We start from the raw sequence: 20,215 nt of genomic DNA, 5'->3' as shown, positions 1-20,215 counted from the left end.
GATCCTGTTAGTAGCGATAGCCGTAGTCACCGATGAGTTTCGGCGTGTCTGTGTGACCTTCAAGTTCACCAAACAGCAAACGTTCTAAGCGTGTTGGTGCACGGAAATGGTCAAGTGGTGTCGGGATCGACTCTATATCACCCGTTGGCTGCACCAGACTGGCCGTGGCGATGATCACCAATTCGCGCTCTATCTGCTGATTCTTATTGGTTCGAAACAGGGCACCAACGCCTGGCAACTCGCCTAAAAAGGGAATGGCATCCACCGAGTTTTCTTCTGACGTTCTCAGTAGCCCTGCCAAGGCAAAACTCTGTCCATCGGCCAGTTCAATAGTGGTAGTTGCGGTTCGCTTATCTAACCCAGGAACATCAACACCATTGATTTTGATAGAATTTTGACGGCTGAGTGCGCTCACTACCGGAGTGACCGTGAGTGAAATGCGGTTTTCAGATAACACCGTTGGCGTAACCGAAAGACCGACACCGAAACTCTTAAATTCAACGCCGACAGATTCGCCATCAATGCTCGGGAAAGGAAATTCTCCCCCCACCAAGAACTCCGCTTTTTCGCCGGATTTTGCCGTAAGATTCGGTTCTGCCAGCACATTGACTAAGCTCTTCGAGGCCAAGGCATCGATAATGCCCATAAACGCCGATTCTTTGATGAGGTTATCTGGGTCGGTGAGATCAATTCCCGTGGCAAATTGGTTTCCGGGAGAAACGCCCAGCATCCAGTTCGGATTGACTGATTGCCAGCGGATCCCCAACTCTTCGCTGGTGCTTTTTGCCATTTCCACCATACGAATAGAAATGTTGACCTGCGGCGCAGCGGTGATTTTCAACTGGTTGATCACCAAAGGAAGCACCGACTGACCACCTGGGCCTTCCGGTGGGTTTGCCGACTTACGGCTGGCATCGGCATTGATCTCTTTTAAACGCTCTTTGTCGGCAACCTGCCCTACGGCGAAATTGTTCACCAAACTCAAAATATCCGCCGCCATTTCTGGGCTGGCCACCGTCCCTGCGACGGCAATCGAATCGCCCACCGATTGCAATGTAATACGATGTGACGGATAGAGGGTTTCTAAATGGCGTTCGAGTTGGCTCAAACCACTGTTTTTCACATTCAGTCGGTAATGAGCGATCGCTTCACCCTCTTTACCAACGATCACCAAATCGGTTTTGCCCACTTTGGCACCAAACACCAATGCGCTACGCGCAGAAGGGGTTTTGACATCCGCGACCGTCGAATCAACGATGTAAACACTGCGCATCTCTTTCGATAACGGAATCAGGCGGCTTTGCCCCACCTCCAAATCGATCTGCTTGGCTGCGTGCGCCAAAGGCACCAGCAAGCAACACACCACAACAGACCACCACTGTTTTGCCACTTTCATTATTATTGTCCTTCCTTCACGTTGCCGCGGATCACTGTGACCGATTGGGTTGGTTGCTGTTCGAGGTCATACGCCCCAGAGATATCTTTTGCCCACTTCAGCGGTTTGTTCGCGACTTCCGTTTGATCGTTGTTACCTCGCAAGACGAGCGACAACTCACCTAACTTGCTCGCCAGCACGAGCTTTTCCGCATCTTGCAGAGACACTTCGAACGTGACTGAAGTGGGATCGTAACTTTTGGCACTTTTCTCCGGCTTTTGATGGGGAGAATATTGATTGCCAATCGCAAGCAAATGAATGTTTTGTAATACCGTTTCGACGGCCATGTTGTTGTATATCGGCGTGCCATTGGCGTCTTGGTCAATTTCCGACTGGCTTGTTAGCAAGACATCGACTTTATTTCCCGGACGAAGTAAGCCAAGCCCCGCAGCCATCGGATCCAACTCAATCGAAATTGCTCTCATGCCCGGTTTAACTAAAGCCGAGAGAAAATCCGACTGCTCTGGCCTTAACAACATCTCTGGTGACAGTACGCTGTCCGCCGGAATAAACTGCACCGCCACACTGCCGGCGATCTGATCCAGTTCAAATACAGGTTGGAGAAAAACCTCTCCTAAGCTCTCGCGTTCAGCCAACGACACCTCTTTCCATACCAAGCTCTCACGCTCAATAAACGAGCCCTTCGCCAATGCACGGTTGGTGGTCAGCACTTTTGCTTTGTGCTCCACCGTTGAGAGGGGTTGTGATGGTGGTTGAGCCTGTGAGGTATCTAACCAAACAAACCCTGCGAGAAATAACGCAATAGACAAAGCTGCAAAAACAGCCATGTACCAACGACTCATGATGAAAAATCCAAATTAGAAAAGAAGGTAAACGGTCGACGCGGAAATGGAGACACCAAGCGGAATCGTCCCTTGATGGGTGTTTGACATGGCCAAACGCTGACGCGCTAACTGCCATATCGCCAATACCCCAGCGCCAAGCGCACTCAGTAAAATCAGCTCACCCCAGTTTGGGAAAACCATCCAGACACATATCACGGCTAGCTTCACATCCCCTGCCCCAAGCAACCTGCGTTGCCAGAGCAGCATGCCAATCAACAACGCCAGCAGTGCATACAATGTCGCATCCAACCACATTGCATCGGGTAGTTGATGGCGATAATACGTTGATACGATGACCAATACGGCGAGATTAGCGTTGTAAATCTTTCGCTTTAGCACGTCACTTAACACCACCATCGCAAGCAGTAGCAGCAAAGCGATGAGGACGACAATGTCTGGCTTCACGGTTTATTCACCAGCCGGATTAAGGCTGTTTACAATGCCGAGAAACTTCTCTTTGAGTGCAGAAATAAACACCCCATCAGAACCGAAAATGGCCAATACGCCCGCCGCTAAGCCTGCCGCTAGGATTCCATACTCAATCGCTGTCGCGCCGCTTTCATCGTTTATGAATTGTTTCAGCATCATTACTCCTTTTTGAAACAATATGTAAATAGACATGAGAATCAATATCATTTGCAAATGATAACACTTATATTATTATGCGCAACAAATAAAGCGATGAATATTTTACAAAATGACATTTTGCCAGTGTTTTTGATCGTATTTTTATTATTAATTAGATCATTGATCTGATATGTAGAGTATTTATTCAAATCACGGCGTCATTTCCCTTCTCATCTATCGAGCAAATTTTTCAATAAGGAGCGAAAATGCGCTTATTTGCCAAGAGTTTGGTTGCCTCAACCATTGCGGGTCTATTGACCGCGTGTGGTGGTGGCGACGGTGGCGGCTCTGCGACCAGTCCAGCAACCCCTTCAACCCCAACTAAAGTAACGTTAACCGGCTTTGTCACGGAGTCTCAGCCAGTGAAAGTCACGGTCGATCAAACCGTCAAAACGGAAGTGAGGCTGCTGGTGGGTGAAGAGGTCGTGGCGCGTTCAGCGATCAAAATACACGCGGGAGAGCGTCAACCTCGCTATCTTTTAGAGGTGGATCCTGCCACTCTCAGCGAGGGCCTCCCGATGACGATTGAGGCAGTCAGCGTGATCTCCCCACGTGAACAAGAGGCCAACGCGCGCACTGCTGAAAAAGCACAAACGGAAGATCAAGCGTCATCAGAAACTCGCGAAGTGTTGCTTTATCGCAATGCCATTGGTACCAAGTTGCCGCTACTCGCCGCAGATAAAAACAACGATAAATTCATTACCCATGATGAATGGCTGCCACTGACTTTCTCACAAACCAACTCGTTGTTTGTTGCACTCGATCCAAGTGGCGAACAAAGTGCACTTGAACTGATGAACGAACATGGGCGAGAGAGAATCATGGCCATCGCCGCGTTGCTGCATGCGATCGCCGATCCTTTTGATCGTGAAGAACAAATCGAACTCACCTCGCTCAATCTCTCGACCGCTGCCTTTATTGATGCCCTGCTTAAGAATGAAAACATGGCCGCTGCCACAACCGAGGAAGAGACGCCTTGGTTGGATAGAGTGAGCGATACTTACCAAGCGATGGCACAAACCCATCAAGTGGCACTACCCGACGGTTGGCAGAAGCGTATTAAAGACAAATGGATCGAGATGCACGCGGTCAAGCAAAGCAATGTACTGCGCGAAGTATTAGATAACTCTTACCCAACCCGCACCTTGGTACTCCGTGGCGAAACGGTTTCAGGAATGAAGAACCCGCAGATTTCGCTACAAATGGGTTCTTATCCTAACGATCCTTTAGCAAACAGCCATTACGACAACCCACTCAAACCCAAACGCCCATTGCTGGTACCAATTACCCCTGTGGGTGAAGAAAAATCGTCGACGGCTATTGAAGGGGCAAATCGTCAATTTGAGTTCCGCGTAACGCTTCGCGATACCGCGCAAGGCTTTGAAACTTGTCAGCCCACGGCGAACGGCGTGTATGTTTACTACGATAAAAACGCCGATCTGACCAAGCCAAGCGCCCATCCGACCGACAATATGCAAGATTTGCTGACCGTGATTGCGTTTGATCCAGACAGCGGTGTCGAGATGCGTTCCTACTTGGGCGCCTTCTGTGAACTGGCGAGAGCTGATATCGACAAGAACCAAGATGGCATCGTCACTGCCGAAGAGTTTCCGCGTTTAAAAGTCTCATTTGAAAACAACGCACACGCCCTGTTGGCTGAACGCAGTGGCTTGATGCATCACGGTGGCGGCCAATACGCCAAACCCGTCAAACAGACCGCGATCGATGAACTGTTTGCCAAGCATACGCCGGAAATGGTGCAGTTGATGAGTAGCATTGTGGCGATGCAAATGGCATCAGCAGAAAATCAGGCACTACCGGCCATCGACAATGCCTCGGACTTTTTCCGCACCGCTGCTCAGTTGCTCGATCTCGACTACAACGCTCAATACCGTATGTACAGTAAAAGCAACATTCTGCCAGAGCCGTTTCAAGTCATCCAACTGCTGAAAAACATCGCCGATGTCGCCCATCATATGGAAGATAACGAGGCCACCATCAACACGCTGTTGACGTGGAGTGCGCAAGCTTTCACTCACCTTAGCCAATTTGCTGCGGACAACCAGATCGCTGCCGACTTAAACACGGCAATCAACGCTGGCAACAGTTGGCTACCCGCCGAGCCAGTGAATGGATTGGAGTCGATTTGCAGCACCGAATTTGCTGAAGACCAAATTCGTGGCATTGCACTTCGTGGACGTGGGGACGATTGGCTCACATTAGAATGGCTGCCGCAAGGAACCAGTGGCTATACCGTCTACTGGGACACCAAGCCGTTTAGTCAACTGAGTGAAGCGACCAATCAGACTAAGAGCGCAACGCACAGAGTGACATTAAATGGTTTAACGCCGTTTACTCGCTACTATTTCCAGATCGCGCACGATGGTACGCCGAGCGCTCAGTTCAATGTTCGAGTTAGCGATGCTGGCCTAACCAATCCTCATCTCTTTGATTCGGATTTTAGCTGTGACCCAATGAGTGGTTATGCACGAAACTCCAACATCGATGGTTACCAATCGCTTTCTTTCCTAAAAGTGGATGCGCAAGGTGAACGTTTGAGTCGACAAGATCTTCCGTATGTTGCAACCCCTCACAGCTGCGCAGTTGAAACCAAAACTGGCCGAACGTGGGCCGTGCCAAATAGCGAGATGGTGGAAGGTGATCGCATTCGTCACTGGTACAGCATCGATAACCGATATCTGCATGGTGACAACCTGGCGGTGACAGACGACCAATACAACGGATTTTGTGTCGCGACCAACGGTGAGGTTTATCGCCAAGACAAAGCACGTCACTGTACGGTAAACCAACTTGTTCAACGCGCCAACGAAGCCAAACTTTGCGGCATCACCGATTGGAGGCTGCCGACCTACGAAGAAACGCTCAATATTATGACTTTGAAAGGCAAGCCTCAGTTGAACTTTGATGATGATTTCTTCCCAAATATTGACGGCAACATGCTGTGGATGAAGCAAGAAAACCCTGATGTTAAAACCCTAGCAAACCTACTTTTCCCAACCAGTTGGAACGCACGAACGCAATTGGAAGGCAAAGAGGTGCCTCACCAGGTGATGCTGGTGAGCGATGGTTTAAAAGTGAATCAGGAATAAGGAAGCACATATGAAAACGACTTTTCTCATCTCATTAGCAGCGGTACTCTCAACTCCGCTCTATGCGCAATGCCTTCCTGAAGAGGGGCGTTTTGAAAAAGCCACGATCGATTACCACGGCACAAACTATTGGGTGATCAACGACAACAGAACCAACCTTCAATGGATGATGTGTCCAATGGGTCAGCAAGGTGAACAGTGCGCAGGTGACGCTATTTTGGAAAAACGAGGGAATCTTGTCGAACTCATTGAAACCTTCAATCAAGCCGAGAGTGACGCTGCACTCACATGGCGACTGCCTCATACCCAAGAGCTGATTACCATTACCGATCAGAGCTGCCGCTATGGGACTTATCCTGAGTTCTTTAAGCTGTCACAAACGACCGAAGCACTGGAGCAGTTATATCAAGCGGTTGCTCCGTACAAAGAGAAGTTCGATATTCTCTACCAACGACACCAAGACAACCTGGTTGCACTGGAGAAAAAACGTCAGTCCAACCCGGAGGTAGACGAAAAGGTCGTTGAGTGGTTGGAAAGCAGCCATAAGCTTCTAAATGGTGAATGGTCACAAGAAACCTCAGATTACGTTTATAAAGAACTGGTTCCTTGGCTCAAAGCAAATGCGCCAGAGTGGGTTGCAGCCACAACAAGTCGCAACAAGTTTTCAAATGCGTTTCACTGGGGAGATAAAGAGTTGGGGCTGGAGAGACTGAGCAATCACTATAGCGACAACTACTACCCACTGAACCAACTTTTTGCCACTCAAGCAGGGTACAGCGTCTCGTTCAAAAACGTGCCGAATCTAGGCACAACAAGTGACAATCGCTTACATGTTTCATACATGTACACTTTATATACATTAGGAAGCCTATCGGACTGGACACAGTATTACGTGCGTTTGGTTAGAGCGATACCACAGGACAATCGTTAATACAAAAGCAGGGGCATTCACGCCCCTGCTTTCTAATGTTTGCAACACAGATTAAATGATCAGTTAGAAATCGAACTGCAGATAAATCGTATTGTAGTTGCTGCCGCCTTTGATTCGGCCAAATTGAGAGGCTTTTTCAAAGATCGCAGAACGATGATGCAAGGAATAGCCAAACCAAACGTTCTTCCAATCGTTCTTACCCACCAAGTCACCCACATTCACATCAAACGAAAAGTCGAGGTAATTGAGTAGATGGCTTGGAGTATAACCCTTGCGATCCATTTCACTTTGTTCGATATAAGTGATGTTGTCGATATAAGACATCCCTTCTGCCACACCAAAGCGCCATTGTGTCGGCCAGTTAAAGGTGTAATACGCTTTGATAGAGACCACGGTCTCTGTGCTTGAGCTTTGCACTTCTGAACTCCAGTGGTGCGCAATGCCCGAATGCAAGTAAAGATCTAGCGGCAGTCCGAACAACTCATCTGTCAACGGATGGCCATAGAACAGTGACGTTAGCTGGTTATTGTAAGGATCTTTTTCGTGTTCAAATTTGAATATCTCACCAATGTTCGACGGCGTTCCCCAACCGTGCGCCACACGCAGATATGGCTTGTTTTTCAGGTTAGACTTTCGTTCTTTGGTTTTATCGTTAAAGAAACCAAAGCCAACGTAAAACTCCCCCTCATAACGATCTTCCACCGCATCGCTGTTGTAAGCATTGTTATCTAAACGTGTGATGCTGGTTTGGCCGAGCAAATAAAGATTGGAGATAACGTGGTAACGGCCTTTCAACGCGATATTGGCGTCCACACCCGCGCCAATGTTCTGCTTGGTGATATCAGAGAACGCATAGTAAGTGCTGTTGAAATCAGCGTCTTTGTAGCGCAGCGTGACTGAAGGCTCTAGCTCCCAGTCGCCAAAGTCATATTTGGCGGCCAAGCGGTAGTTGGAGTGAAAACGGAAACTGTCGTCAGACATCAGTTCCACTTCAAAACGCCACTGGTCGTCAATTTGATATTTCAATTGTCCACCGAAGTCCGCTTTGTCACCTTCGATAGAGTTTTGTGCAATCTTGGGAATATCGATAAAACGTAGACGCGTCAGCGCATTAAATTGCAATTGTTGCTCTTCTGACTGCCACAAATACGCGCCCCCTTCGATGCCGCGAATAAAGACATATTCATTGTCAAAAAACATCATCGGTACAAAGGTACTAACGGTTTGATCGCCTCCTTGCGTATCAAAAGGAATCGACGCTGTGCGGTACATTGCGGCGATGCCCCAGTTTTCCTCTTGTGCAGCCAAAGCGCTTTGTGTCCCACCTAAGCCAACAAGTAGGCTTAAAGCCAGCCATTTATTTTTCATTTTTGTTTAAATTCCAGTTAATTACGCTGATTAATTCATCAAACAGAAGAAAAGCTCTTATGTTCATTATCAATTAGCCGTTACAATAATAGATATTGTCATTTATTTGAATTTAATGTGAAAGCCTCAGAACTGAAAACTTTTCTCCTTAGCTTGCCAGATGGTCACGATCCTGATGTTGTGATGGGAGAAGAATGGCTGCCAGAAAGGCTGGTAAATACGCGCCTTGACGACAATTTGCTGTTTCTTGAATTCGATAATGCTCCAGAAGAAAACCAAGGCGATGAAGAAGGTCGTGGCTTTGTCGAACATGAAATTGCCATGATAAGACAGCGCTTTGAACACATTCTCGATGAAGCCAGTGACACAAAAACCAAAGCCGACGCCATGTTGGCTCTCTTCCTGATGGGCCATGAGCTCTCAAGCTCTGAAGTGATCGAAATTCTCGAAGAGAACGACGACAGTGACGGATATTAATCTGCCTCACACCTTGTAAAATGACGCAAATGACTTCATGTTGTAGTTAACCTCGTTTGCTGGTGAACACTATGTTTAATGTATTAACTTCATTATTTAAGGAGCTTATTGAGGGTTCTGACCTCAGTAAGCACAAAGCGACCAACCCAAATTTGGCCATTGCGAGCCTACTTTGTGAAGTCGCCGGTGCCGATTACCAAATCGATGAGCGTGAGCAAGCCGTTAAAAGGCAGTTACTCAAACGCCTACTCAATCTCGACGATACCCAAGTAGAAGCGTTACTTACGCAAGCACAAAGTGGTGTCGCTGAATCAGCCTCTTTGTATGATTTCACCTCTCAGCTTAGAAAGTTGTCTCAAGAAGTCCGCTTTGATTTGATTAAAGGCATGTGGGAAGTCGCCCACGCAGATGGCGAGATTGATCCATTGGAAGACGCCGTCATTCGTAAAACCGCCGAACTGCTTTATGTCGACCACAGCGACTTTATACGCGCCAAACTGCAAGTGCTCGATAAGTAGTTTTTTAATAGCGTCACAACAAACTCAACGAAAAACAAAAAACGCGCCGAGGCGCGTTTTTTTATTACAGATACGATGTATTTGGCCATCCACCCGTTAGAACATGGTTAATGCCAGTTTAGCGAGGTTATAAGCATCTACGTAACCAGAATGCTGGCGCCCTTCCCACTCAATGCCTTTGGCTTCTTGCGCGGCACGATGGCCAATACGCTTGTCCTTCAAGCGATGTTGAATTCGGTACAACGTCGCAATATTAATGAACTCATTAAATGGCGCATCTATGCCTTTTTCTTGGCATTCTTGCATAAGGATTCGGTCATCACGCCCCCAAGAAGCGTAGATTTTATTGCTGCCACCGAAATTTTTGATCATCGATTTAATCACTTCGGCCAACGGCCTGCCCTGCTTTTCGATCTTACGTGGCGTAATACCTGTCAACTCAGCGCAAAATAGCGACACTTCATCATGCTCAGGCTTCACATAGTATTGAGCACGCTTGACGATTTCACCTTTGAGCAAATCAATCTCTGCTAAACCGATTTCAATGATTTCGCCCGTGCGCCCAACGCCATCTTCGTTCCAGCAACACATTTCTAAATCAAAGCAAACAATTCGGTTATGGTTCATAAATCGCCTTTCGTTTCCCAACCAGTTAAAGCGCGGAAGTGTACCTTAATCAAAACAGAAACTCGACTTACGCGGTTTCGTTTGGCTAATTAGGCTGCAATTGTCACGCAGTTTCGTCCCTTATCTTTACTTCGATAGAGCTGCACATCCATTTTTTGCACCAAATCCTCCAATTCTTCGTCGCAGTGGACGGCAGCCCCAATACTCAGGGTGCAATGAATCTCGGTATCTTGGTAATAACAGGCCGTTTTCTCTATACGATCACGGATGGCTTCTAAGTAACACTCCAATTCAGAACGCTCTGTAACAGAAGAGAGAATACCAAACTCATCGCCACCAAAACGATAGAAACGATCCCCCTCTTGCAACACAGTGCCAATCACATCGGCAACATCAATCAACACTTGGTCGCCACCTAAATGGCCATAGCGGTCATTGATTTGCTTAAAGTGGTCAATATCAAAGCCAATCAGACTAAACGCCGCCTGCTTTTCTAGCATCTGAGTCAAATCATGACGAAAAGCACGGCGGTTAAGTGTGTGCGTCAGTGGATCGTGATCCACCATAAATTGCAACTCTTTGGTTTTTTCATTGAGCATATAACTCAAGCGTTGTTTCTCACGCGTCTGCAAGTTGACAATATGCGCAACCAAGGTGGCGATCACCACGCCAATCACCGCAATGCCGATTAAAACCAGTCGGTCCCATTTCGACAGCCCTTTCTCGAGTTTAAATTCGATGCGCCATGAACGGTTTGGTAAGGTGACCGGCTTCACGACGATCTCGCCCTCAATGCTTGACCAATTGGGGCTCTGATACAAAATGGGATCGTCCTCCGCATCAAACCCTAAGTCCGTCACTTTGACCACCATGTTGAGTTCAGTCGCCGTTTTCATCACCAGCTCTTCGAAATAAACGGTACTGCGAATCACACCAACCACCACACCAAGCAGTGACTCTCTACGCTGGTCAAAAACGGGGTGATAAACCAACAAGCCGGTCTTATCTAATGATTGGTCGTAGCCGTCTTGTAATAGACGCACTTTATCGGAAATGTTGGCTCGGCCTGTGCTAAAGATGTCGTCCAAAATCAAATCAAAACGCAGGCGAGAAGAATAGAAACCCAGCAACTCAATGTTTTTCGGCGTTCGAGGGTAAATATCGCTCGCAATGTAAATGGCCCTGCCATCGGAAAACACGTAGCCGTAAGTTTTGGGTTGATCTTTAGGGACGGTAAAAACCGAAAAATCGGGGAAAGTTTCACGCACATTGGCAATGTGCTGTTCCAGTTGCTCAGGCGCCACCTTTTGCATCCACTGCAAACCAATCAAACTTTGTGAAGATGAAACGGTGTGGCGGGCAAACACTTCAAAGCGGTCCCAATCCTCAGGCGCGACAGAATAGAAGAAATTGGCTCCAGAGCCGATATAATCCAAATCGTTTTTAACGAACTCTTTGAGGGCTTCGGCTTGTCGCTCAGCCAAATTATTAAACATGGTATGGGTATAGCGCTGCTGGATATGACTTGCAATGAGCAAAAATACACAGGTTGCAAATAACGTTGCGACAAAGGCAAAAATCGACGCCGAGTGCCTTCTAAACCATCGATAAGACAAAAGAGAAACTGGTTGACCCACTTACAAATCCATTTAAATCCAACAAACCGAATCCAATGCCAATAAACACGATAACCACACAAACATCAAGCCATTTAACAGAATGACAAACTGTTATGTCGTTTTTTTCAGCAAACAAACTCAGAATTCTGCCCTAAAAGCGCTTTTATTACAGCCTACCAACTTGAATATGCTAATATTCGTCACCATTTTTACGTCTAAACTAGGTGCAAATCGCAAATTCGCCCGTCTATGTCGTCTATCGCGAGCCAATCTATGCACCTTTAAATCAATCGAATAGAGAAAAATTAGCATGAACATTGATTTAAACCTTATTCCTCAAACGTTCGATATGCTTCACGCAGGTCTAGCGGCATCGAGCGTTTTATTACTACTCGTGGCGGTTTCTCGTAAATCCAAAGTGATCGAGAAAGTGGTTGAGAAGCCTGTAGAAAAAATCGTTGAAGTCGAAAAACCGGTCGAAAAAATCGTCGAAGTAGAGAAAGTTGTTGAAGTTGAGAAAGTGATTGAAAAAGTGGTTGAAGTGGAATCTAAGCTTGCCACCGCATCCACCGATTCTGCGATGCAACTGCTTTCTATCATGCAACAAGAAGCTCGCTTGATTGACTTCCTACAAGAAGATCTCACCTCATTCTCTGATGAAGAAGTGGGCGCAGCAGCGCGTGTTATTCATAGCGGTGGCCAAAAAGTCCTAAAAGAGTACGTAACGCTTGAAGCGATCCGTAACGAAGACGAAGAGAGCCGCATTGTGGTCGAAGAAGGCTTTAACCCTCAAGCGATTCGTTTAGTCGGAAACGTAACTGGTAATGCGCCATTTAACGGCACCTTAATCCACAAAGGTTGGAAAGCTTCTGCAATGACGCTACCGAAACTAGCGGAAAACTACGACGCTTCGATCATCGCACCCGCTGAGGTTGAGCTGTAATGGAAACGATGATGACACCCGCAACCGAGCAAGTGGCAAAATTCAGCGTTGGTATCGACTTAGGTACCACGCACTGTGTTATGTCATTCATGGATACCCAGGATGAGCAAGCTCGCGTACAAGTGATGGCCATTCCACAATTGACGGCGCCTGGCACCGTTGAGTCTCGTAACCAACTTGGTTCGTTTCTTTACCAGCCGCATGAGCATGAAATGAACCCTGCGTCACGCGTGTTGCCATGGACGACTGAGCCAACTGCCCTTGTCGGCGCAATCGCACGTAATTTGGGTGGTAAAACGCCTTTGCGTTTGGTAGCCAGTGCGAAATCTTGGCTTTGCCATGGTGGCGTGAATCGCCGCGATGCGTTTCTACCAGCTGGCAGCCCAGAAGAGATTGAAAAAGTCTCACCACTGCGCGCAACCGAGCTTTATTTAGAGCATCTTAAGCAGGCGTGGGATCACGCACAGCCAAACCATCCGCTATCAGAGCAAGACGTGACCATCACAGTGCCGGCATCGTTTGATCCTGCGGCGCGCGATCTGACGGCAGAAGCGGCGCGCAATGTCGGTTTTGTCCATCTTACCTTGTTGGAAGAGCCTCAAGCCGCGCTTTACAACTGGATCGACAACAGCAATGACAAATGGCGCGATGAAGTCACTGTGGGTGATATCGTGCTGGTGGTGGACATCGGCGGTGGTACTACTGACCTTTCTTTGGTGGAAGTGACCGAAGAAGAAGGTAATCTGACCCTCAAACGCATCGCTGTCGGTGAACACATTCTGCTGGGCGGTGACAACATGGATCTTGCCCTCGCCTACAGTTTGAAGATGAAGCTGGCTCAGGAAGGCAAAGAGCTGCAACCTTGGCAAGTACAAGCCATGACGCACGCTTGCCGCGACGCGAAAGAAGCGCTGCTCAATGATGCAGAACTGCAATCGGTACCGATTGTCGTGCCAAGCCGCGGTTCTAAATTGCTCGGCGCTACGCTGAAAACCGAACTCACGCAGCAAGAAGTGCAGCAAATGCTCGTCGATGGCTTTTTCCCTAAAGTCGCTATCACCGAACACCCAGTACAACGTAACCGCGGTGCACTGACCCAGATGGGCTTGCCTTATGCACAAGACGCAGGCATCACTCGCCACATTGCGGCTTTCTTGTCGAAGCAAGCCAATGCCAACGGTGAAGCGGTACCTGCACAAGATTACAACCCGTTTGTTGGCGGAATGCCGGGTATGCCTGGCGCTCAACAAGCTTCTGTCGATTTCATCAAACCTACCGCGATTTTGTTCAATGGTGGTGTGCTGAAGTCAGCTCTCTTAGCAGAACGCTTAGAAGAAACCATCAACGAATGGTTGCTTGACGCTGATGCAGAGATGGCAAAACGACTCACCGGCGTCGATTTGGATCTCGCGGTGGCGAGCGGCGCGGCTTACTATGGCGCAGTGCGTCGTGGCCAAGGTGTGCGTATTCGCGGTGGTATTGCTTCAAGCTATTACGTCGGTATCGAGAGCGCAATGCCTGCCATTCCAGGTATGGCACCGCCAATGGAAGCACTGTGTGTGGCGCCGTTTGGCATGGAAGAAGGCACCAGCGTCGATGTACCAAGTCAGCAGTTTGGTTTGATCATCGGCCAGCCAGTGAATTTCCAATTCTTTGGCTCAACGGTTCGTCGTGACGATCTTACAGGAACACATTTGGACCATTGGGGCCCAGATGAACTTGAAGAATTACCAGAGATTCAAGTGACGTTACCGGTTTCAGAGGGTCGCCGTGAAGGCGAAGTGGTGCCGGTGACATTGGCCTCACGCGTGACTGAACTTGGCACGCTGTATTTAGAAGCGATTGCGGCGGATAACGGTCAAAAATGGCACGTGGAATTCGACGTGCGTGACGATGCCTCTCTGGCAGAATAATCGAACAAAGCAAACGGCATCCGAAGGGTGCCGTTTTTAAATCAATCAAGGGTTTGTCATGGCATCTCCTCGCTATCTTGTCGGCATTGACTTAGGCACCACCAACACGGTGGTTGCGTTTTGTGAACTGACCGAGAACTTACAACAATCCAACGTCTCCCTTTTCGATATTGACCAGCTTATTGGCCCCGGTGAAGTGGTTCGTAAGCCACTACTGCCCTCTTTCCGCTACCACCCTGCCAACGGGCAAATCGCCCCGGCGGATCTCACCTTACCGTGGGAAAACCAAACTGTGGCTGGCGACATTGCTAATGTGATCATTGGTGAATGGGCGCGTGAACTGGGCGCAAAGGTAGAAGGGCGTCAGGTTTCAAGCGCTAAGAGCTGGCTGTCTCACCAAGCGGTTGATCGCCATTCAGACATACTGCCGTGGGCTGGGGTTGGCGATGTTGAGAAGGTTTCCCCTGTTATTGCCAGTGCCAGTTACCTTAATCACATTCGCCAAGCATGGAATCATCGCCACCCGGGCAATCTGCTCGAAGATCAAGAGGTGGTGGTCACCGTACCGGCTTCGTTTGATGAAACTGCACGTAAGCTGACCCTCGAAGCCGCTCAACTGGCAGGCTTAAGCCAAGTGCTTCTGCTCGAAGAGCCTCAAGCGGTTTGTTACGACTGGTATGCTCGCCACCAGCACAGTGCCGCAGAGTTATTAAAAGAAATCCCGCTGATTTTGGTGTGTGATGTCGGCGGCGGTACCACTGACTTAAGCTTGATTGAAGCAAAATTTAACCAAGACGCCCTCGCCTTGGATCGCATCGGGGTTGGTGAACACCTCATGCTCGGTGGTGATAACCTAGATTTGGCCCTCGCGCATTTAGCGGAGCAGCGCTTTAATCAAAGCAAAAAACTCAATGCGGCCAGCCTCACCAAACTGATTCAGCAAACACGCAAAGCCAAAGAGCAACTCCTCTCAAGTACAGCGCCGGAAGAAGTGAAGATCACCATGTTGGGCAGTGGTTCCAAACTGCTTGGTGGCACCAAAAGCATCTCGTTGAATAAACAAGAAGTTCATCAAATCGCCCTCGACGGCTTCTTCCCACTTTCGGATTTTACTCAAACGCCGGGTAAACGCCGCAGCGCCGTGGTCGAATTTGGTTTGCCTTATGTCGCCGATCCCGCGGTGAGCAAACACGTGGCCGAGTTTTTATCTCAGCACCAACAAGTCTCTCACGCTGCGTTAGGACAATCAGAAAGTGATCAACCCGCCATTCCGGTAGGTCTGTTGTTGAACGGCGGCGTGTTTAACAGTGACCTCGTCACTGCGCGGATGACCGAGTTGCTCGGTCGCTGGCGCGGCGCACCGGTCACCGTCCTTGATAACCCGCATCCAGATTGGTCTGTGGCATTAGGCGCTGTCGCGTTTGCCAAAGCCCGTCGAGGGGCACAACTCAAAATCGGTGGCGGTTCTGCTCGGTCTTACTTTTTGCATCTGCAAGAAAAAAACAAAATGGGTAAAGCGCTCTGTTTGCTTGCAAAAGGCACCGAAGAAGGACAAGAAATTCGTCTCACTGGACGACGTTTCTCGCTCACCCTTGGCGAACCCGTACGCTTTAACCTACTCACGTCAACGCACGATGCTTTGTCCCACCACGTAGCGATTCAAAACGGCGTCATGGCGGATATCGACCCTGATATCTTCACCCCACTTCCCCCGTATATCGTTACATTGCAAGGGGAAGGCGCAGAATTAGAAGCCAATCAAAAAGAGCGTGTGGAAGTTCAACTTGCATGCCAATTGACCGAAGTCGGCACCCTGAAAATGGAGTGCGTCAGTGTCGAAGAAGAAGATAAACGTTGGGCTCTGGAGTTTGAAGTTCGCAACAAAAAAGCGGAAGAACAAGAAAATGCCACACTTCACCCACGATTGAATGAGTGTAAAGAACTGATTACCCGCCTCTATAGTGGCAACAAAAAAAGTGGCGATGGCAATGAGATCAAACTGTTAGCCAAAGAACTTGAACGCAAACTTGGCAAGCGCGATGAATGGGACTTCACAACCCTACGCCACTTGTTTGATGCCTTTGCACAAGGACGAAAACGTCGCCGCCGTTCTGAACAACACGAAAAAAACTGGCTACGTTTAGCAGGTTTTTCTCTTCGCCCGGGCTTTGGCGATGCAACCGATTCTTGGCGTATTGAGCAAGTTTGGGGGCTCTACCAACAAGGTATCCAGTTCCAAAATCATCAAGGTTGGACCGATTGGTGGGTATTCTGGCGTCGTATAGCTGGAGGCTTAAACCAAGAGCAACAAGAAACGCTACTTGCCGACATTGCCAAGTATTTACACCCAGGCGCGATGAAAAATCCACAAACGGCAAAAGCCGCGCAAGATATGGGCTACGAAGCCATGGTTCGACTGGCCGCGTCTCTAGAGCATCTGGAAGTGGAAGACAAAGTTTTGCTAACCAGTTGGTTTTTGAGCAAAGCTCTGAATCAAAACCAATTTGAGCAAGCGCACTGGTGGGCGATTGGGCGATTGGCCTCTCGTACACCGCTCTACGCAAGCCAACATCGTGTCATTCCACGCGAGCAAGCGGAACAATGGTTACCGAAACTATTGGATCAGAACTGGCAGAAAGAACCGATGATCGCCTTTGCTGCGGTGATGATTTGTCGTAAAACGGGTGATCGTCTCTTTGATATCTCTGAAGATTTCCGCCAACAAGTGCTCACCAAACTGAAGCAAAGCCGAGTACCGGAAGCGTGGGTAAGCTTGGTCGAAGAGATCAAAGAGCTTTCTGAAAGCGAGTCTAAACGCGTGTTTGGTGATGCTCTCCCGAGCGGGTTGCGTCTGGTGACTCAGTAAACCGTCATTAGCGAACCTCCTAATCAGCCAGCCTCATGCTGGCTGATTGTTTTTCATCGTGCACCAACCAATTAGCATCGCCCTTTCTTTGCCTGTCCCGGAGGACAAAATGATTGGCTTTCCTCGTGGCTGGAACTCTTGTTCTTCAGTTTCACTTCCACGTCTTTGTACTCCCCTTCGACGCTGGTTAATTGGCAGCCAGATAAAAATGCGCATAGACCTAGCGCAATCCATGTTTTTTTCATAGTTTTATAACCTCATGTTTTGTCGCAGACTTTACTGACTCTTGCTTTTAAAATGTCATTCGTTAGTCAACATATCGTTTGGCTTTGTTAGTCCTCGGTAAAAGCGCATAGAAAGGGAGATTGAGATTGTGAATCTAGAAAAATTTGACGACATCTATCAACGAGCCGCCGAGCGCAAAGGGGGCGAAGCAAAGCTTGAAGCCCTTTTGTCCAAACCGCTCACCCAAGCGCAAATTGCCGCTATTCCGGATGATCGTTGGTTATCTGCCTTCAGTATGAAGATTTTCCAAAGTGGCATATCTTGGAAAGTCGTGCGGAACAAGTGGCCAAATTTCGAAGAAGTCTTCTTTGGTTTTAAAGTAGCGCCTTTGTTGATGCTTTCTGATGAACAGTGGGATCTGAAAGCGGCGGATACGCGCATTATTCGCCATCATGCCAAGGTCAAATCCATTCAAGCGAATGCGCAAATGATGCACGAAGTGGGGTTGCAATACGGCTCATTTGGCCAAATGGTGGCGAACTGGCCGAAAGAAGAGATCACCGGACTCTGGGCGTTTTTGAAAAAGCACGGCAGTCGACTCGGTGGTAACACCGGCCCTTACAGCCTGCGTCAGCTTGGCGTCGATACCTTTATTTTGTCTGGGGATGTAGAGGCGTACTTGCGCAGCTATAAAATCATTGAAGGCGGAAAAGAAACCAAGCGTTCGTTAGAAGCCGCAACACTGGCCTTTACTCATTGGCAACAGCAAAGTGGTCGCAGCCTCACGGAAATTAGCCAGGTTATCGCTTTTAGCACGGGAGATAACCGCGTACAAAGTGAGATTGAAGAATAAATTATTGGGCGGGCGCGTCAGCCTGATAAATCATTTCAAGGCAATCTTGCTTGTCGTTACTAAGGTTGGGGAACACCATCCACGACCTTAGTCTCCTCGCGGGTTGAAAGCCGGCCTTTTCTAACACACGCAGACTCGCCGTGTGCTCAATATGAGCATAGCTCCAAACCTTGTGGTATCCGCTTGCTTGTAATGCCTTCGCCATGGCTCGACACATTTCTGTCGCGTACCCCTGACCGCTGTATGTACGGTTGAGGCCAAAGTGGATCTCTATTGCCGTTCCTTCCCGCTTAAGCACCATGATACCAATGGGTTGCAGGCTGGCTTTCAACACCACGCTCAACACTCGTGTATCGGCCTGAGCGTCATACCTAAATGATCGCCAAAGTTCGATGCTTCTTAAGGTGACTTCGGGATTCGGGTGCGCGGCTCTGCCCAAGAACTTAGACGCCGCAACATCGGAAAAATAACCTTGGTACAAAGGCCAGGCATCACTTATCTCAGGCCAACGGATACTGAGGCGCTCACTTTCAACTTCCACTGTTTATTTAAACTCCTTAAGTAACGCCATATCAGGCGCTTGTGCCAGAAAACGGCTAACAACAAAGTCACCATTAGCGTTTTTGGCCTGATACATGTCTTCGTCTGCCAGCTTTACCAGCTCCAATATTGAACTGCTCTGATCAGGATAACAACTGATACCAATACTCGGCGTTACTTGCAAGTGGTGGCCATGAAAGAGAATTGGCGCACTCATTTGTTCAGCAAACTGCTCCGCTTTACTTATCACACCGTCATAGCTCGTCAACAAATCGAGACAGACGACAAACTCATCTCCCCCTAGCCGGCCCAAGATGTCCGAATGCCTAAAACAATCAACCATTCGCTCTGCTACGCGACACAGTATTTCATCGCCAGCATCATGTCCGTAAGTGTCGTTAATTTCCTTAAACTTATTGAGATCAATAAACAACAGTGCCATTTTCAGCCCACTTCGGTTGGCTTTGATGGCTGCGTCTTCTAAAGCGGTCATAAATGCCCGTCGGTTCTTCAAACCCGTTAAGGGGTCACGCTCGGAAAGATAAACCAACTGTTCTTTTTGTGCTCTTAACTCAGCCGTTTGACGCAGCACTTCCAACTCGAGTTGTTCTCTGGTCACGGTGATCTGCCTGAGTGAGGTTTTCATCGAATTAAAGCGATCTGCAACCACCACAAACTCTTCATCTATCCCTTTGCTACTGATGCGGCTTTCTAAATCACCGTGACTTAGTTGGTTGAATCCCGATTGCAATACTGAACAACCTTTTTTAAAACGTTTCAGGATCAGGAAAGTCACAACACTGACCAGCAGAGTAAAACACACCAGTGAGATGCCGCTTTTAACGATGACATTGGTTAACTGCCCAAGCCGTTTTTCCAACACATTTCTTTGTAGAAATGAGAGCTCTTCGTCCATTGACAGCACAATCATGTTATATCGTGAGTGCAAAAGCTCTTTTGCCGCATAATTGGCGTTGCCGAGTGAGCGCTCGTGAATCAGCAAGTCTTGAAAGGTTTTGCACATTCGTTCCAAGTTGCTCATGGTGCGGTGAAAGCCAGATGTTTGTTGAATGTGTTCTGATAACTTCTGTTGTGCCACAAACAATTGATCGTAGCTTTCCTCATCTTGGTACTGAAGAAACAAAGAGAGCTGATTTCTCAATTGTTCGAGGTTTGACTGAGTAAGATTGATCACCGCCATCTCTTGCCTGATGCTATTCTGTTCTTCATAGACGTTAAGCAAAGAGTGCGCGACAACCCCAACCACCAGCAAGGTGGAGAAAAAGAGCAGCGTCAGTTTTTGCGTTAATGAACCCAT

General features: G+C 48.3%; 18 protein-coding genes. 8 read left to right on the top strand and 10 right to left on the bottom strand.

Features of this window, described 5'->3' with window-relative positions; genetic code table 11:
* Nucleotides 1-7: 7 nt before the first annotated feature.
* Genes VV1_RS10985 through VV1_RS10970 form a run of 4 tightly spaced genes read right to left on the bottom strand, consistent with a single transcriptional unit; the run spans nucleotide 8 to nucleotide 2,868 of the window.
* Nucleotides 8-1,396 (bottom strand): type II and III secretion system protein family protein, encoded by a 1,389-nt coding sequence (locus tag VV1_RS10985; RefSeq protein ID WP_011080200.1) that lies wholly within the window; start codon nucleotides 1,394-1,396, stop codon nucleotides 8-10.
* Between the two features lie 2 nt (nucleotides 1,397-1,398).
* Complete coding sequence (gene cpaB, locus VV1_RS10980) at nucleotides 1,399-2,238, bottom strand: Flp pilus assembly protein CpaB (RefSeq protein ID WP_011080199.1); 840 nt, start codon at nucleotides 2,236-2,238, stop codon at nucleotides 1,399-1,401.
* A 15-nt stretch (nucleotides 2,239-2,253) separates the two neighbouring features.
* Entirely contained in the window at nucleotides 2,254-2,685 is a 432-nt protein-coding gene (locus tag VV1_RS10975) for a prepilin peptidase (protein WP_011080198.1), read from the bottom strand.
* A gap of 3 nt (nucleotides 2,686-2,688) precedes the next feature.
* Nucleotides 2,689-2,868, bottom strand: a complete 180-nt coding sequence (locus tag VV1_RS10970) for a Flp family type IVb pilin (protein WP_375139797.1) — start codon at nucleotides 2,866-2,868, stop codon at nucleotides 2,689-2,691.
* A gap of 245 nt (nucleotides 2,869-3,113) precedes the next feature.
* Between VV1_RS10970 and VV1_RS10965 the strand changes: the two genes are divergently transcribed.
* Together VV1_RS10965 and VV1_RS10960 are read left to right on the top strand one after the other, a co-directional pair.
* Nucleotides 3,114-6,017, top strand: a complete 2,904-nt coding sequence (locus VV1_RS10965) for a DUF1566 domain-containing protein (protein ID WP_011080196.1) — start codon at nucleotides 3,114-3,116, stop codon at nucleotides 6,015-6,017.
* 10 nt (nucleotides 6,018-6,027) lie between these two features.
* Nucleotides 6,028-6,948, top strand: a complete 921-nt coding sequence (locus VV1_RS10960; protein ID WP_011080195.1) for an Lcl C-terminal domain-containing protein — start codon at nucleotides 6,028-6,030, stop codon at nucleotides 6,946-6,948.
* Nucleotides 6,949-7,011: 63 nt separating this feature from the next.
* On the opposite strand, the gene VV1_RS10955 is transcribed toward VV1_RS10960, so the two are convergent.
* Entirely contained in the window at nucleotides 7,012-8,316 is a 1,305-nt protein-coding gene (locus VV1_RS10955; RefSeq protein WP_011080194.1) for a MipA/OmpV family protein, read from the bottom strand.
* Nucleotides 8,317-8,433: 117 nt separating this feature from the next.
* Here VV1_RS10955 and VV1_RS10950 point away from each other — a divergent pair, with 117 nt between their 5' ends.
* Nucleotides 8,434-8,793 (top strand): VC1380 family protein, encoded by a 360-nt coding sequence (locus tag VV1_RS10950; RefSeq protein ID WP_011080193.1) that lies wholly within the window; start codon nucleotides 8,434-8,436, stop codon nucleotides 8,791-8,793.
* Between the two features lie 71 nt (nucleotides 8,794-8,864).
* Nucleotides 8,865-9,311 carry a tellurite resistance TerB family protein gene (locus VV1_RS10945; protein ID WP_011080192.1) on the top strand — a complete coding sequence of 149 codons (447 nt, stop codon included), beginning with the start codon at nucleotides 8,865-8,867 and terminating at the stop codon, nucleotides 9,309-9,311.
* Nucleotides 9,312-9,407: 96 nt separating this feature from the next.
* Here the strand turns inward: VV1_RS10945 and VV1_RS10940 are convergent, their stop codons facing one another.
* Both VV1_RS10940 and VV1_RS10935 read right to left on the bottom strand, forming a co-directional pair.
* Nucleotides 9,408-9,938, bottom strand: a complete 531-nt coding sequence (locus VV1_RS10940; protein WP_011080191.1) for a 3'-5' exonuclease — start codon at nucleotides 9,936-9,938, stop codon at nucleotides 9,408-9,410.
* Nucleotides 9,939-10,027: 89 nt separating this feature from the next.
* Nucleotides 10,028-11,575, bottom strand: coding sequence for a sensor domain-containing diguanylate cyclase (locus tag VV1_RS10935; protein ID WP_011080190.1), 1,548 nt, complete (start codon nucleotides 11,573-11,575; stop codon nucleotides 10,028-10,030).
* Nucleotides 11,576-11,867: 292 nt separating this feature from the next.
* On the opposite strand from VV1_RS10935, the gene VV1_RS10930 reads away from it, so the two are divergent.
* The 3 genes from VV1_RS10930 to VV1_RS10920 are packed head-to-tail and all read left to right on the top strand — an operon-like array spanning nucleotide 11,868 to nucleotide 17,279.
* Nucleotides 11,868-12,500 carry a DUF2760 domain-containing protein gene (locus tag VV1_RS10930; protein ID WP_011080189.1) on the top strand — a complete coding sequence of 211 codons (633 nt, stop codon included), beginning with the start codon at nucleotides 11,868-11,870 and terminating at the stop codon, nucleotides 12,498-12,500.
* The gene (locus tag VV1_RS10925; protein WP_011080188.1) at nucleotides 12,500-14,413 is read left to right on the top strand and encodes an Hsp70 family protein; all 1,914 of its coding nucleotides are present in this window, start codon (nucleotides 12,500-12,502) and stop codon (nucleotides 14,411-14,413) included. The genes VV1_RS10930 and VV1_RS10925 overlap by 1 nt, the downstream gene beginning before the upstream one ends.
* Before the next feature lie 58 nt (nucleotides 14,414-14,471).
* A complete protein-coding gene (locus VV1_RS10920; RefSeq protein ID WP_011080187.1) occupies nucleotides 14,472-17,279 on the top strand; it encodes an Hsp70 family protein in 2,808 nt (935 codons plus the stop codon).
* Between the two features lie 71 nt (nucleotides 17,280-17,350).
* On the opposite strand, the gene VV1_RS24915 is transcribed toward VV1_RS10920, so the two are convergent.
* Nucleotides 17,351-17,524, bottom strand: a complete 174-nt coding sequence (locus VV1_RS24915) for a hypothetical protein (RefSeq protein WP_013571524.1) — start codon at nucleotides 17,522-17,524, stop codon at nucleotides 17,351-17,353.
* 128 nt (nucleotides 17,525-17,652) lie between these two features.
* On the opposite strand from VV1_RS24915, the gene VV1_RS10910 reads away from it, so the two are divergent.
* Nucleotides 17,653-18,357 (top strand): DNA-3-methyladenine glycosylase I, encoded by a 705-nt coding sequence (locus VV1_RS10910; RefSeq protein WP_011080185.1) that lies wholly within the window; start codon nucleotides 17,653-17,655, stop codon nucleotides 18,355-18,357.
* A gap of 1 nt (nucleotide 18,358) precedes the next feature.
* Here the strand turns inward: VV1_RS10910 and VV1_RS10905 are convergent, their stop codons facing one another.
* Nucleotides 18,359-18,898: a GNAT family N-acetyltransferase gene (locus VV1_RS10905; RefSeq protein WP_011080184.1), complete on the bottom strand. Its 540-nt coding sequence runs from the start codon at nucleotides 18,896-18,898 to the stop codon at nucleotides 18,359-18,361.
* A 3-nt stretch (nucleotides 18,899-18,901) separates the two neighbouring features.
* Nucleotides 18,902-20,215, bottom strand: coding sequence for a diguanylate cyclase domain-containing protein (locus VV1_RS10900; protein WP_011080183.1), 1,314 nt, complete (start codon nucleotides 20,213-20,215; stop codon nucleotides 18,902-18,904).

Origin of the sequence: Vibrio vulnificus CMCP6 (genome assembly GCF_000039765.1) — a bacterium.
Lineage (GTDB): Bacteria > Pseudomonadota > Gammaproteobacteria > Enterobacterales > Vibrionaceae > Vibrio > Vibrio vulnificus_B.
Note: the sequence above shows the minus strand (reverse complement) of the source record. Positions and strands in the feature narration are given on the sequence as shown.